Source organism: Microbispora sp. NPDC049633 (genome assembly GCF_040675265.1).
Lineage (GTDB): Bacteria > Actinomycetota > Actinomycetes > Streptosporangiales > Streptosporangiaceae > Microbispora > Microbispora maris.
Map to the genome: position 1 here is coordinate 1 of NZ_JBFAOO010000078.1, position 14,815 is coordinate 14,815.

Genomic DNA, 14,815 nt, shown 5'->3' on the forward strand with positions numbered 1-14,815 from the left:
GCGGGAGCGGGTCGCCACGCTGGCCGACTTCGTGACCCGGCTGTCGTACGCGCAGCTCGCCGACCTGGCGGTCACGCTGCAGCGCGAGCTGCGCGGGCTGCCCTACCGGGCGGCGGTGGTGGTCTCCTCGCCCGAGGACGCCGAGCGGCAGCTGCGGCGGGTGCTCACCGCCCTCGACGGCGGCGAGACCAGCCTGTTCGCCTCCGACGGCCGGGCCTTCCTCGGCCACGCCGACGGCCCCCGCCGGATCGGCTTCCTCTTCCCCGGGCAGGGCTCGGGCCGCGGCACCAGCGGCGGGGCTCTGCGCCGCCGCTTCCCCGAGGTCGAGGAGATCTACGCCAGGGCGGCGCTGCCGTCCTCGGGGGACATGGTGGCCACCGCGGTCGCCCAGCCGCGCATCGTCACCGGCTCGATGGCGGGACTGCGCGCGCTGTCCCTCCTCGGCCTGGAGGCGGACGTCGCGGTCGGCCACAGCCTCGGCGAGCTGTCGGCGCTGCAGTGGGCCGGCGCCATGGACGAGGACACGCTGCTCGGCCTGGCCGCCGCCCGCGGCCGGGCCATGACCGAGCACAGCTCCTCGGGCACCATGGCGGGCATCCGGGCGACCCCGCAGACGGTGGCCGACCTCATCGCCGGGCTGCCGGTGGTGATCGCCGGATACAACGGCCCGAGCCAGACCGTCGTCGCGGGCCCGGCCGACGCGGTGGAGGAGGCGGGGCGCAGGGCCTCCGACGCGGGCCTGAACTGGACGCCGCTCGCGGTGTCCCACGCCTTCCACTCGCCGCTGGTCGCGCCCGCGGCCGAGGCGTTCGGCGCGTACCTGGCCGGGCAGGAGTTCGGCCCGGTCGGGCGGCGGATCGTCTCCACCGTGACCGGCGAGGATCTGCCGGCGGGCGCGGACCTGCGCGAGCTGCTGCGGCGGCAGATCACCGAGCCGGTGCGGTTCACCCAGGCGGTCGAGCGGGCGGCCAAGGACGTCGCCCTGTTCGTCGAGGTCGGTCCGGGCCGGGTGCTCGCCGGTCTGGCCGCGGCGGCGACGGAGGTGCCCGCGGTCGCGCTCGACACCGACGACGAGTCGCTGGCCGGGCTGCTGCGGGTGGCCGGCGCGGCCTACGTGACCGGCGTACCCGTCCTCCTGGAGGACCTCTTCCACGGCCGGCTGGTCCGGCCCCTGGAGGTCGGCGCGGAGTTCCGCTTCTTCGCCAGCCCGGCGGAGGCCGCCCCCCGGGTCACCGTCGCGGCGACGCGGGCGCACGCGGCCGGGGAGGCCGCGCCGCCCGCCGTGCCGGCGGCCCCCGTGGTCTCCGGCGACGCCGCGGCCGACGCCGGGTCGAGCATCGACCTGCTGCGGCGTCTCGCGGCCGAGCGGGCGGAACTGCCGCTGGAGATGGTGAGCGAGGACAGCAGGCCGCTCGACGAGCTGCACCTCAGCTCGGTCACGGTGATGCACATCATCGACCAGGCCGTCCAGCGCCTGGGGGTGCCCGCCGCCCAGGCCCCCACCAACCTCGCCACCGCGAGCCTGCGCGAGCTGGCCGAGGCGCTCGACCGGCTCACGCGGGAGCCGCAGGGCCGGGCCGCCGCCCCGGCGGCCACGGTGGCCGGCGCCGCCGACTGGGCCAGGCCGTTCGCGGTCGACCTCGACGAGGTGCCGCTCCCGGCGAGGACCGGCCCCGGGGACAGCGGCCGGTGGCGGCTGTACGCCGCCGGGTCGTCTCCGATCGCCGAGCCGCTGCGCCGGGCGCTCGAGGAGGGGAACGTCGGCTCCGGGGTGCTGGTGTGCCTGCCCCCGGACTGCGCCGAGGAGCACCTGGAGCAGGCGCTGCTGGGCGCCAAGGCCGCCCTGGCCGGCCCGCCCGGCACCCGGTTCGTCCTGGTCCAGCACGACCGGGGCGCGGCCGGGCTCGCCAAGACGCTGCACCTGGAGGCGCCGCACCTGCGCACCACCGTCGTGCACACCCCCGCGGTGCCGGAGGCGGTCGGGCGCGTGGTGGCCGAGGTGGCGGCGACCACCGCCTTCGCCGAGGCGTACTACGACGCCGACGGCGTGCGCCGGGTGCCGACGCTGCGCGCCCTGCCGGTACGGCCGGCCGCCCAGGCCCAGCCGCTCGGCGAGGAGGACGTCCTGCTGGTGACCGGCGGCGGCAAGGGCATCACCGCCGAGTGCGCCCTGGCGGTCGCCGCCGACAGCGGCGCGAAGCTGGCCGTGCTCGGCCGCTCCGACCCGGCCGGCGACGCGGAGCTCGCCGCGACCCTGGCGCGGATGGCCGAGGCCGGGGTGACCGTGCGGTACGCCAGGGCCGACGTGACCGACCCCGGTCAGGTGCGCCGGGGGATCGCCGAGCTGGAGGCGGAGCTGGGGCCGGTCACCGCGGTCCTGCACGGCGCCGGCCGCAACGAGCCCGCCGGGCTCGCCGGCCTCGACGCCGACGCCTTCACGCGGACGTTCGCCCCCAAGGTCGGCGGGCTGCGCAACGTGCTCGACGTGGTGGACCCCGGCAGGCTGCGCCTGCTGGTCACCTTCGGCAGCATCATCGGCAGGGCCGGTCTGCACGGCGAGGCGCACTACGCCACCGCCAACGAGTGGCTGGCCGACCTGACCAGGGAGGTCGCCGACAAGCACCCGGGCTGCCGCGCCGTCTGCATGGAGTGGTCGGTCTGGTCGGACGTCGGCATGGGCGAGCGCCTGTCGGTGGTCGAGGGGCTGACCCGCAAGGGCATCGCCCCGATCACCCCCGAGCAGGGGGTGGAGATCATGCGGAGGCTGGTCGCCGATCCCGCCTCGCCCGTCGTCGTCGTGATCAGCGGGCGCACGGAGGGAATCGGCACGGTCCGCAGGGACGAGCCGCCGCTGCCCCTGCTGCGCTTCGTCGACCGCCCGCTGGTCCGCTACCACGGCGTCGAGCTCGTCACCGAGGTCGAGGTCAACTCGGGCACCGATCTCTATCTCGCCGACCACCTCCTCGACGGCAACCTGCTGTTCCCGGCCGTCTTCGGGATGGAGGCGATGGCCCAGGTCGCGTACGCGGCCACCGGGCGGCGGGAGACGCCGGCGATCGAGGACGCGCGGTTCCTGCGGCCGATCGTGGTGCCGCCGGCCGGCAGCACGACGCTGCGGATCGCCGCGACGGTCACCGGCGACGACACGGTCGAGGCGGCGATCCGCAGCTCGGACACCGGCTTCGAGGTGGACCACTTCCGCGCCCGGCTGCGCTACACCGGCGAGCCGGTGGCGGACGGGCCGCCCGGCCAGGTCGCCGAGGGGCTTCCCCCGGTGACGCTGGACCCGGCCCGGGAGATGTACGGCGACCTGCTGTTCCAGGGCGGCCGGTTCCACCGGCTGCGCCGCTACCACCGCGCCGCCGCCCGCCACGTGGACGCCGACGTCGCCGCGCTGGCCGACGGGGACTGGTTCGCCCGCTACCTGCCGGACACCCTGCTCCTGGGCGACCCGGGCACGCGGGACGCGCTGATGCACGGCAACCAGGTCTGCGTGCCGGACGCCACGCTGCTGCCGGTGGGGATCGAACGGGTGCGTCCCGGCGGCCCCGCCCTCGCGGAGGCGGGCGCGCTGCGGTACTGCGCGACGGAACGCGAGCGCGACGGCGACACCTACGTCTACGACATCGCGGTCCGCACCGAGGACGGCACCGTCGTGGAGCGGTGGGACGGCCTGACCCTGCAGGCCGTACGCAAGAAGGACGGCGGCACGGGGCCCTGGGTGGCCCCCCTGCTCGGCTCCTACCTGGAGCGGACGCTGGAGGACCTGACCGGCGACCGGGTGGCCGTCGTGGTCGAACCCGGCCTGCCGGGCGGGCCGGACGGCGCCGCCGGGCTCGGCGTCCGCGCGGCCGTGGGGCTGGGCCGGGCGCTCGGCCGCCCCGTCGAGGTGCGGTCCGGTCCCGGCGGTGAGCCGGAGATCGACGGCGAGGCCGGCGACGGCGTCGCGGTGTCGGCGGCACACGGGGCCGGGGTGACGCTGTGCGTCGCCGGCGCCGGGCCGCTGGGCTGCGAGATCGCCGAGGTGACCGCGTCCGGGGAGGGGGACGAGCGGTGGCGGGAGGCCCTCGGGCCGAACGCCGCGGTCGCCGAGCGGGTCGCCGCCCTCACCGGCGAGGCCCCCGAGGTCGCGGCCGCGCGGGTCCTGGCCGGGGTGCGGTCCCTGCGGCGGGCCGGCCTGCCGGAGGACACCCCGCTCGCGGCCGGCGCCGTGTCCGGCTCGTGGGCGGTCGTCGACGCCGGGGACGCGCGGATCGCGACGCTCGTCACCTCCCTGCGGGACGTCGCGGGGCCGGTAGTGATCGCGGTTCTCACCGAAGGGCGGTCGCGGGCGTGAGCGACTACTACGAATACCTCCACACCGTGGGATTCGAGGAGACGAACCTCGTCGGGAACGTCTACTACGTCAACTACCTGCGGTGGCAGGGACGTTGCCGGGAGATGTTCCTCAAGGAGCGGGCGCCGGAGGTGCTCGCCGACCTGCAGGACGACCTGAAGCTGTTCACGCTGAAGGTGGACTGCGAGTTCTTCGCCGAGATCACCGCGTTCGACGAGCTGTCCATCCGGATGCGCCTGGTCGATCTCGCCCAGACGCAGGTCGAGTTCAGCTTCGACTACGTGCGGCTCAACCCGGGCGAGGGCGAGACGCTCGTGGCCCGCGGCAGGCAGCGCGTGGCCTGCATGCGCGGGCCGAACACCCGGACCGCGCCCGCCCGGGTTCCCGAGTCGCTGGTCAGGGCGCTCGAACCGTACGCGTCCTAACCACAGGAGGTCAGCGTGACTGTCGACCAATCAACGGCATCATCCCTGCAGATCGACGGCCAGGTGAACGACGCCAAAGCGCTGCGGCGGGCGTTCGGCGCCTTCGCCACCGGTGTGACCGTGGTGACGACGGGCGGGTCCGTCCCGCACGCCATGACCGCCAACTCCTTCGCCTCCGTCTCGCTCGACCCGCCGCTCGTGCTGGTCTGCATCGACCGGGCCGCCGTCATGCACCAATGCCTCAGCATGACGGGCTTCTTCGGGGTCTCGGTCCTCGCGGCCAACCAGGAGAGCGAGGCGAGGCACTTCGCCAACCGCTACCGCGCGCTGGGCGCCGCCCAGTTCGAGGAGGTCGAGTGGCTGCCCGGCGACCTGACCGGGGTCCCGCTGATCGCCGGAACGGTCGCCAGGTTCGAGTGCGAGCTGTGGCGCACCTACGACGGCGGCGACCACACGATCTTCCTCGGCAAGGTGCTGTCCATGGAGCAGCAGACCGACCGGGAGGGCCTGCTGGTCTACCGCGGCCGGTTCCAGGAGCTCACCGACCGGCCGGGGGTGCCGGCGTGAGCGCCACGAGCCGCCGCGCCGTCCTCGCCCCGCCCCGGACCCGCACGGGCGGCGCCCCGGTGGCGCCGCCCGGCCCTCCGGTGACGGCCACGCCGCGGCTGTTCCTCCGGCTCGTCCGTGACCGGCTGGGGCTGCTCACCTCGGCCACCGCGGCGTACGGCGACGCCGTACGGCTGACCATCGGGCCCAAGAGCATCTACCTGTTCAACCACCCGGACCACGCCAAGCACGTGCTGGCCGACAACAGCGCGGCCTATCACAAGGGGATCGGCCTCGCCGAGGCGAAGCGGGTCATCGGGGACGGGCTGCTCACCAGCGAAGGCGAGGTGTGGCGCGCCCAGCGCAGGACGGTCCAGCCGATGTTCCAGAACAAGCGGATCGCCCGCCAGGACACCGTGATCGCCGGCGAGGCGGCGCGCCTGGTGGAGCGGCTGCGGGCGCACGTGGGCGGGCCGCCGGTCGACCTGGCGGGGGAGATGACGCGGCTCGCCCTCGGCGTGCTCGGCCGCACCCTGCTCGGCGCCGACCTCGACCGGTTCCAGTCCCTCGGGCACGCCTTCGAGGACATGCAGGACCAGGCGATGTTCGAGATGGTGTCGCTGAGCATGGTGCCGCTGTGGCTGCCACTGCCCGGGCACCTGCGCTTCCGCCGCGCCCGCCGTGACCTGTACCGGGTGGCCGACCGCCTGGTGGCGGGCCATCCGGACGGCGGGGACGACGTCGTGACCCGGCTGCTCGCCTCGCCCGGGGGCGCCGATCCCCGGCCCGCGCGGCGGCGGATGCGGGAGGACCTCGTCACCCTGCTGCTGGCCGGGCACGAGACGACGGCGAGCACGCTGTCGTGGGCCTTCCACCTGCTGGATCGGCATCCGGAGGTGCGCGAGCGGCTGCGCGCCGAGGCCGTGGAGGTCCTCGGCGACCGGCCGCCGGTGTACGACGACCTGCACCGGCTCAGGTACACCGCCATGGTGATCGAGGAGGTGATGCGTCTCTACCCGCCCGTGTGGGCGCTGACCCGGGTGGCCCAGCGGGACGACGAGGTCGGCGGCTACCACGTGCCGGCCGGCGCGGACGTCATGATCAGCCCGTACACGCTGCACCGGCACCCCGCGTACTGGACCGACCCCGAGCGGTTCGACCCCGAGCGGTTCGACCCGGACCGCGCGCACGGCCGGCCGCGCTACGCCTACATCCCCTTCGGCGCCGGACCGCGGTTCTGCGTCGGCAACCACCTGGGCATGATGGAGGCGACGTTCGTCCTCGCGATGGTCTCCCGCGAGCTGCGGCTGACCCATGTGCCCGGCCGTCCCGTGGTCCCCGAGGCGATGCTGTCGCTGCGCGTCCGCGGCGGCCTGCCGATGACCGTGCACAGCGTGTAGGAACCGCGCGCGGGTAAACCGCGGAAAAGCGAGCGGCCGGGCGGTGACGCCCGGCCGTCTTCGCGTTCGATGCCGCGTGGGAGCCGCGTGAGTGCGCCGTTCAGCAGGCCTGCCTGGCGGCGCCCACCGGCGACAACAGGTCGCGCAGGGCCAGCAGGACCGGCGGGTCGAGCGGGCGCATCGGCCGGAGCCGGACGTCGGCGACCTGCGCTCCCGCGCCGGGCCGCACGGTGATCGGCCCGCTGCACGCGATGCACTGCGCCTCGTCCTCGCCGCCGGGGATGCCGAAGGCGTCCTCGTGCCCCTCGGCGGCCGACTGCGCGATCAGGTGCCACCGCCCCGGCGGCACGTTCTCCAGCACGTACGGCCCGGGCCGGTCGAGCAGGGTGTAGCAGACCGGGCGTCCGCCGAGGATCCGCTCGGGGAACAACCCGGCGAAGACCGGCCGGTCCGGCAGCGGCGAGGAGATCTCGCCCGCGATCGTCGCCGTGGCACCGGAGGGGGTGGCGCCACGGCCGGCCGCGAGCAGTTGCGGCGTCACGCTTCCGAGCACGCGGTACCTGCTCGGGGACAGCCCAACACTGCTGGTGAACCGAGAGCTGAAGGTGCCCACGCTCGAATAGCCCACCTGGTGACTGATGTTCGTCACGCTCATCACCGTCGAGGACAGCAGCCTCTTGGCCTCGCGGAGCCGCACGGCCGACAGGAAACGTCCCGGGGACAGTCCGGTGACCCGCTGGAAGACCCGCGAGAAGTGGAACTTGCTGAACATGGCCACCCGGGCCATGTCGTCGATGGTGATCGGTTCGCCGAGGTTCTCGTGCATGTTCTCGATCACCCTCAGCGCGGCTCGCTCGATTACGTCGTCCATTACTCCTCCCGGCGTCCGGAGGCGTCTGGTGAGCGATCCTGAATCGGATCGGCGGGTCCGCGCGCGCGATATCGTGCCGCCCGCGGATTTCGTGGAATGCTCGTCGCCCGGAATTCACGGCGGCGCCCTCCGATTTCCGGCCGCCTCGTTCCGGTCTTTCGTTCTTTTACATGCGGCCGGAGGGGCCCGGCGCTGCATGGAAACGGGAATTAATTTGACAATTTCGTTCGGGTGGTCGTCCGGTCGCTTTCCGTGTCCGCCGTGCCGCGTGGCGGCACGCGGGCGGTGTGCCCGTGCTACGCCGCGGCGGGAAGGATCTGCCGCGGCGCCGGCGGCCCGGCGTGGTGGCGCCGCTCGCGCGGGTAGCCGAGCGACACCTCCTCGAACCGGACGCCGTCGTGCCATGTCGTCCGCGGCACGTGCAGGTGGCCGTACACCACGGCGGACGCGTGGTAGCGCAGGTGCCAGTCGGCCGTGTGCTCGGTGCCGCACCACTGGGCGAACACCTGGTGGCGCAGCACGCGGGTGGGCTCGCGGAGCAGCGGGAAGTGGTTGACCAGGACGGTCGGCAGTCCGGGGTCGCGCGCCTCGAGCCGCGCCTCGGTCTCCCGCAGCCGCGCCAGGCACCACGCCTCCCGGCTGGGGTACGGGTGGGGGTCGAGCAGGATCTCGTCGGTGCAGACGACGCCCAGCCGATACGCCTGGGCGAGCGACTCCTCCTTGGTGGTGTGCGGGTCGCGGAAGCTGTAGTCGTACAGGAGGAACAGGGGGACCACGGTCGCCGGGCCGCCCGCCCCGGTCCACACCGGGAAGGGGTCCTCGGGTGTGAGCACCCCGATCCGGCGGCAGACCTGGACGAGCCGGCGGTAGCGCTCCTCGCCCCGCAGGGGCTCGGGGTCGCCGGGCGTGGTCCACAGTTCGTGATTGCCGGGCGTCCACACAACCGCCGCGAAACGGTCCCGCAGCGTGGCGAGCGCCCATTCGACGTCGGAAATCCGCTCACCGACGTCGCCGGCGACAATAAGCCAGTCGCCCGGCGCGCCGGGACGCAGCGACTCCACGAGCGCCCGGTTTTCCGGGTGGGCGACATGGAGGTCGCTTATCGCGAGCAGTCTTCCATTTTTCGTCCGCCGGCCGGTCACGACGAAATCGTAAAGGGATCCGGCGGGCGCGGGAATCGCTCGCGGCGATTGTGGGACCCCAGATTTCCGGATAGGGGACAGGGGGTCCGGATAGGGGTTGTGACGCCAGGTTGGGGCGGCGAATTCTGGCTCCGTTGGCCCAGGCCGCGGGCCGCGCGCTCCTGTCGCCGCCCGCGGGCAGGGGACGCGCCCTATGGGGAGTGTGGCGGATGGCCGAGGCTCGCGACGACGGGTTCTCGCGCTACGCGAGACAGGCCTGGCCGGCGCTGCGGCGCACGGCCTTCCTGCTCACCTCGGACTGGCACGAGGCCGAGGACCTCGTCCAGCGGACCCTGATCGCCCTCCACCGCCACTGGGACAGGCTGGAGCGGCACGACAGGATCTCCGGGTACGCGCGGGCGATCATGATCCGGCTCGTCTACAGCGACCGCAGGTCGCACCGGTGGTCGCGGGAGGTCCTGCACGAGCTGCCGCCCGAGCCCGAACCCCCGGCCGACCCCTACACGCTCGTGGTCGACCGCATCCTGCTGATGAACGCGCTCGCCGGTCTCGGCCCCCGGCAGCGGGCCGCCGTCGTCCTGCGCTACTGGGAGGACCGCAGCGTCGAGGAGACGGCGTCGGCGATGGGCAGCGAGGGCTCCACGGTCCGCAGCCAGACGGTCCGCGCGCTGGCCACCCTGCGTACGGCCCTGACGGCCGCCGCGGACGGCACGGACGCGGCGGCGCCGCGCAACGCGGAAGATGCGGCGCGCGCGGCGGTGCCCGGACGATGAAGGTGACCTGAGTCGAACTGAGACACGAGGGAACGCCCATGCCGCCGCGAGCCCCAGCAGACGACAACCCCAGGACGAGCACACTGGAAGCCTTCGCGGACACGATCGTCCCCGGTGAGAAGAGGCACCCCGGCGACCTGGCCGTGGCCGGCGCGGCCGAGGGCGCGGGCGCGGTGCAGGCCGGGGCCATCGAGCTGCTCGAATGGAACGCGACCGGCGTCACGGAGGGCCTGGACGACTACGCCCGGCTGCTCGGCGACCACGCCCGCGACTACGCGGCGGAGCACGGGCTCACGCTGGACGACTCGGTGCCGCCGTTCGTCGCCCTGTCCTTCGAGCACCGGACCGCCCTGGTGCGCCGGCTGACCGCGCCCGACCACCCGGAGAAGGCGTTCTGGGTCCTGCTCGCGCTGTTCAGCAACATGGCCTACGACTCCGCGGCGCACACGAGCACGGCCGAGGCGATCGCCGCCGGGCATCCCGGGCTGCTCGCGATGGGCATCGCCCGTCCCGGCGACGACGGCCTGTGGCGGTTTCCCGCCCACTCCTACGGCAGGCCCCTGGCTCGCCTGCACCCGGACACGACCCCCTCAGGGAGCCCCGCATGACCAGCACTGAACGCACCGACGTCCTCGTGGTCGGCAGCGGCTTCGGCGGCGCCATCGCGGCCTACCACCTGGCCGCGGGCGGCGCCCGCGTCGTCGTGCTCGAACGGGGGCCGTGGCTGGGCGCGCAGGACTTCGAGCACGACTTCAAGCTCGGCTCGTCCTACACGCGGGCCTTCGACTTCGTCGTCGGCGACGGCATGAGCGTGCTCGGCGGCAACTGCGTGGGCGGCGGAAGCGTCGTGTACTTCGCCGCCATGCCCCGCGCGCCGCGCTTCGTCTTCGAGCGCCACGGAACCATCGGCCGCCGGATGTGGCCGGCCTCCGTCAGCCGCGACACCCTCGACCCCTGGTACGACCGGGTGGCGGAGTCCATCCCCGTCACCACCCAGGACTGGAACGACGTCACCTACGCGGGCGGGCTGTGGGCCGCCGCCTGCGACCACTCCGGCCGCACCGCCAACCCGGTGCCGGTGGCGATCGACAACGCCAAGTGCGTCAACTGCAACTGGATGATGGCCGGGTGCCGCTTCGACGCGAAGCGCTCGCTGCTGACCAACTACCTGCCGGCGGCGCTCGCCCACGGCGCGCAGATCCGCCCGCTGCACGAGGTGCAGCGGATCGAGCGCAACCACGACGGCTCCTACCGCGTGCACTACGACCTCATCGACGAGGAGGACTACCGGATCCGCTACGACGGCGGGGCGATCGACGCCAAGATCGTCGTGCTGGCGGCCGGGGCCGGCGCCACTCCCGTCATCCTGCAGCGCAGCGAGGCGACGCTCGGCGCCATGCCGCACGCCGTGGGCCGCTACTTCTCCGGCAACGGCGAGCGGCTCAACACCGCGGTGCTCAACGAGGACCGGGTGCGCGACGTGCTCGGCCTGTCCCGGGGCGACGGCCTCGCGTACGCGGCCAACCAGATCGGCAAGGGCCCGACCGTGGCGAACTGGGACCGGCTCGACGGCTCGCTGCCCGAGTTCACCCGCTACTCGCTGGAGCAGCTCTACTTCCCGCCCGGCCTCGGCACCATCCTCGCGCAGGTCGCCGACGCCGCCCCGGGCGAGTCGACCTGGTTCGGCGTGAAGAAGAAGGAGATGCTGCGCCGCTGGCAGTCCTGGCTGATCATCTTCCAGATGATCGAGGACGCCAACGAGGGCGTCTTCGGCCCGCCGCCCGCCAAGGGCAACGCCGACCGCGTCTCCCAGCAGATGCTCGGCGTCGGGCGTCTCAAGTACGACCCCGCGGAGACCACGCTGCGCGCCTGGGCCATGGCGGACGCCGAGGTCAAGGAGATCCTGGAGCGCGACGGCCTGGCCACCGTCACCGCCTGGACCAACGACGTGATCGGCGCCTACACCGTGCACCCGCTGTCGTCCTGCCGCATCGGCGACGACCCCGCGACCTCCGCCCTCGACGACCGGAACGAGCTGCGCGGGCATCCGGGCATCTTCGTCACCGACGGCTCCGCCGTGCCGGGCGCGCTGACCGTCAACCCGGCCATGACCATCGCGGCGCTCGCCGAGCGCGCGATCCCCGGCATCGTACGGGCCGCCCAGGACCGCGGCGTGGACGTCACCTACGGCGCGCCGGCCCCCGACGGCGGGACCAGCGGCCGCCGCGGGGTCGCCGACCTGCTGCCGAGCCTGACGAGAAGGTAGGGGAGGAGCCGAGATGGGGGCCGTCCTCACCCGCGCCACGCTGCCGGGCACGCTGGCGCAGGTCCGCCACGTCGCCCCGGTGCGCCCGAACGCGGCGCCGGACCTCGTCCGCCGGGTGTACGCGCAGGTCGAGCGGGACTTCGGCATGCTGGCGCCGCCCGTGATCCTGCACTCGCCCGCCCCGCCCGTCCTGGCCGCGTGCTGGCTCGCGCTGCGTGAGTCGCTGCTCGCGCGGGGCGCGGTCGCCCGGCCGGTCAAGGAGGCCGTCGCGACGGCCGTCTCGCGGGGCAACTCGTGCCCGTACTGCGTGGACGTGCACCGGGCCACGATGGACGCCCTCGTCAGACGTGGCGGCGCGGCCGCCGACCCCCGGACCTCGCGGATCGAGGAGTGGGCGCGGGCGTCCGCGCGGCGTGAGGAGGCCGCCTCGCACGCCCTCCCGGTGCCGCCGGACCAGGCCGCCGAGCTGATCGCGGTGGCCGTGACGTTCCAGTACCTGAACCGGATGGTCAACGTCTTCCTCGGCGACTCCCCGCTGCCCCCCGGGGTGCCCGTACGGGCCCGCAAGGGACTCATGCGGCTGTTCGGGCTGCTCATGGCCCCCGCGGCGAGCAGGGCGGCGACCCCGGGCGACTCGCTGAGCCTGCTGCCGGACGCGCCACTGCCGGCCGACCTGTCCTGGGCGCGGGACGTCCCGCACGTCGCCGGGGCCTTCGCCCGGGCGGCGGCGGCCGTGGAGGAGGCCGGGCGCCGCTCGGTCCCGGAACCGGTGCGCGACCTGGTCACGGACATGCTCGACGGCTGGAACGGCGAGCCTCCCGGCCTGGGCCGCGCCTGGGTCGCCGGCGCCGTGTCCGCCCTGCCCGACCGGCACCGCCCGGCCGGACGCCTGGCGTTGCTCACCGCCCTCGCCTCCTACCAGGTGGACGAGGGGGTCGTGGACGCGTTCAGGCGCGTGGAGCCGGACGACCGGGCGCTCGTCGAACTGACGGCGTGGGCCGCCATGTCCGCCGCCCGCCGCGCCGGCGCCTGGGCCCACGAGGCCCGCCCGCACGTTGGTGACCGTGACACCGCGACGACTTCTAGTGAGAGGACTGCCCGATGACCCAGCTGGAGACCGTGCTCAGGGACCTCACCGCGGAGGGCGAGCAGCTCGACCGCATCGTGGCCGGCCTCGACCCGGACCAGTGGAACCTGCCCACTCCCGCGCCCGGATGGACGGTCAGGGACCAGATCGCCCACCTCACCTTCGTCTTCCGGCTGGCCGCGACGGCGGCGAGCGACCCCGAGGCGTTCGAGGCGATGACCGCCCCGGCCAAGGGGAACTTCGACGCGGCGGTGAACGCCGCGCTCAAGGCCTTCGAGAACGACACGCCGGCCGAACTGCTCGCCAAGTGGCGGGCCGTGCGCGCGGAGGTGGTCGAGGCGCTCGCCGCCGTGCCCGCTGACGCGACCGTCCCCTGGCTGGTCAACCCGCTGCCGCCGGTCGTGCTCGCGTGCGCCGGGATCATGGAGCAGTTCGCCCACGGACAGGACATCGCCGACACGCTGGGAGTGGAACTCGAGCGCACCGACCGCCTGGGTCACCTCGTCGTGTTCGCCGTGCTGACCCGCGACTTCGGCTACCTGTCGCGCGGCCTCACGCCGCCGGCCGAGCAGTTCCGCTTCGAGATCACCGCGCCCTCCGGCCAGGTGTGGGCGTACGGGCCCGAGGACGCCGAGCAGCGGGTCTCCGGCCCTGCCGCCGACTTCTGCCTCCTGGTCACCCGGCGCCGGCACCGGGACGACCTCGCGGTCACGGCCGTCGGCGCCGAGGCCGACCGCTGGCTGGACATCGCCCAGGCCTACCGCGGCCCGGCCGGAGAGGGTCGCAGGCCGGGCCAGTTCGCTCCCGCGCGCGTGTAGCCGGAGGCGGAGTAAGGAGGAACCGATGAGGCCCACACCCGCGGGCTTCCGGACGGCGGGGGAGACGCCGGGGACGGCGGGAGAGGTGGCCGGCTGCCTGGACGGCACGGTCCACCTCGCGTACGCGCGGGCGTCGGCGGCCGATCCTCCGGTGGTCGCCGCCGGTTTCTCCGCCGAAGCGGCACTGTCCAGGGCACGGGCCCGCGCCCGGGCCCTGGGCCTGCTGCGTGAAGGACCCGGAGCGGGGGCGACGCCCGGCTGGGGCGGCAGGGCACTGCGCCTGTCCGACTTCGTGCCGCATCCCACCGCCCCGCATCCCACCGCCCCGCATCCCACCGCCCCGCACAGCACGGCGCCGCACCCCACCATGCCGCACGGCACAGGGAGCGGAGGCCCGCACGTCGCGGGCAGGGGACTGCTCACCGGCGCCGGTTACCGGCTGCCGGGCGAAGTGGTGTGGCTGGGGGAGCACGGCGGCCCGATCGAGCCCACCGCGATCGGCGTGGTGGACGACTGCGCCCCCGCCGGCGTCGCCGACGTGCTCGCCCACGACGCGGTCCTCCGGTGGCGGGCCGCGTCCCGCCGCCCGCCGCTGCGGATCACGCCCTACCTCGGCGGACTGCTGCCGCCCGGGGTCGCGGATGCGGCCTCCGGGCTCGGTCTGCCGGTCTCGGCGTACGTGCTGCCGGCCGGCGAGGTCAGGACCGTGCTCCTGCGCGTGCACGGCGCGGCCACGACCACGGCCGCCGCCTGCGGGCGCACGCTCGGCGCGGCGGTGCGCGAGGCGTTCCTGCTCGCGATCGCGGCCGGGGCCCAGCCGGAGCGGGCCGTCCCGGACCTGGGCGCTCCGGGCCGCCTCGCCGCGTGGCGCCACGAGGACGGCCACCCGGCGGACCTGGAAGGTACGGCCGTCGACGCCGATCCGGGGATCGTCGACGAGCCCGCCGGGCCCGTCCCGTCCGGCTGGGCGGGAGTCGCCTACCGCCGGTTCGGGCACGAGCCGATCCTCGTCGAGGCGGGAGAGTTCGGCGAGGCCGTCAAGGTGGTCTGCCCGGGCGCCGCCTGCTACCGGAGACGGCGGCCGGGGATCGGGGTGCCGTGTCCGGTTCGCTAGTTCCCGCCCCGACGCACACCCCGTCGCGCACATCGCA

General features: G+C 74.6%; 12 protein-coding genes. 10 read left to right on the plus strand and 2 right to left on the minus strand.

Going from position 1 to position 14,815, the window contains the following annotated elements:
- The 4 genes from AB0J39_RS20780 to AB0J39_RS20795 form a co-directional block, all read left to right on the plus strand.
- Window positions 1-4,336, plus strand: a 4,336-nt coding sequence (locus AB0J39_RS20780; RefSeq protein ID WP_363467054.1) for an SDR family NAD(P)-dependent oxidoreductase, incomplete at its 5' end; no start/stop codon positions are given.
- Window positions 4,333-4,761 (plus strand): acyl-CoA thioesterase, encoded by a 429-nt coding sequence (locus AB0J39_RS20785; RefSeq protein ID WP_363467057.1) that lies wholly within the window; start codon window positions 4,333-4,335, stop codon window positions 4,759-4,761. The genes AB0J39_RS20780 and AB0J39_RS20785, both read left to right, overlap by 4 nt.
- 15 nt (window positions 4,762-4,776) lie before the next feature.
- Window positions 4,777-5,328: a flavin reductase family protein gene (locus AB0J39_RS20790; protein WP_363467060.1), complete on the plus strand. Its 552-nt coding sequence runs from the start codon at window positions 4,777-4,779 to the stop codon at window positions 5,326-5,328.
- Window positions 5,325-6,707 (plus strand): cytochrome P450, encoded by a 1,383-nt coding sequence (locus tag AB0J39_RS20795; protein WP_363467063.1) that lies wholly within the window; start codon window positions 5,325-5,327, stop codon window positions 6,705-6,707. The genes AB0J39_RS20790 and AB0J39_RS20795 overlap by 4 nt, the downstream gene beginning before the upstream one ends.
- Before the next feature lie 100 nt (window positions 6,708-6,807).
- Here AB0J39_RS20795 and AB0J39_RS20800 read toward each other — a convergent pair whose 3' ends face one another.
- Entirely contained in the window at window positions 6,808-7,578 is a 771-nt protein-coding gene (locus tag AB0J39_RS20800; protein WP_363467065.1) for an AraC family transcriptional regulator, read from the minus strand.
- Between the two features lie 296 nt (window positions 7,579-7,874).
- Window positions 7,875-8,720 carry a metallophosphoesterase gene (locus AB0J39_RS20805; RefSeq protein WP_363467067.1) on the minus strand — a complete coding sequence of 282 codons (846 nt, stop codon included), beginning with the start codon at window positions 8,718-8,720 and terminating at the stop codon, window positions 7,875-7,877.
- A 209-nt stretch (window positions 8,721-8,929) separates the two neighbouring features.
- Between AB0J39_RS20805 and AB0J39_RS20810 the strand changes: the two genes are divergently transcribed.
- From AB0J39_RS20810 to AB0J39_RS20835, 6 genes are read left to right on the plus strand one after another with little or no spacing between them, the layout of a single operon-like run.
- On the plus strand, window positions 8,930-9,493 hold the full coding sequence (locus AB0J39_RS20810; protein WP_363467069.1) for a SigE family RNA polymerase sigma factor: 564 nt from the start codon (window positions 8,930-8,932) through the stop codon (window positions 9,491-9,493).
- 38 nt (window positions 9,494-9,531) lie between these two features.
- Entirely contained in the window at window positions 9,532-10,101 is a 570-nt protein-coding gene (locus AB0J39_RS20815; protein ID WP_363467072.1) for a DUF5987 family protein, read from the plus strand.
- A complete protein-coding gene (locus AB0J39_RS20820) occupies window positions 10,098-11,759 on the plus strand; it encodes a GMC family oxidoreductase (RefSeq protein ID WP_363467074.1) in 1,662 nt (553 codons plus the stop codon). Before AB0J39_RS20815 ends, AB0J39_RS20820 begins: the two co-directional genes overlap by 4 nt.
- 13 nt (window positions 11,760-11,772) lie before the next feature.
- The gene (locus tag AB0J39_RS20825; protein ID WP_363467077.1) at window positions 11,773-12,864 is read left to right on the plus strand and encodes a carboxymuconolactone decarboxylase family protein; all 1,092 of its coding nucleotides are present in this window, start codon (window positions 11,773-11,775) and stop codon (window positions 12,862-12,864) included.
- Entirely contained in the window at window positions 12,861-13,664 is an 804-nt protein-coding gene (locus tag AB0J39_RS20830; protein ID WP_363467080.1) for a TIGR03084 family metal-binding protein, read from the plus strand. The genes AB0J39_RS20825 and AB0J39_RS20830 overlap by 4 nt, the downstream gene beginning before the upstream one ends.
- Before the next feature lie 25 nt (window positions 13,665-13,689).
- Window positions 13,690-14,778: a hypothetical protein gene (locus AB0J39_RS20835; protein WP_363467082.1), complete on the plus strand. Its 1,089-nt coding sequence runs from the start codon at window positions 13,690-13,692 to the stop codon at window positions 14,776-14,778.
- The last annotated feature ends 37 nt before the right edge of the window (window positions 14,779-14,815 follow it).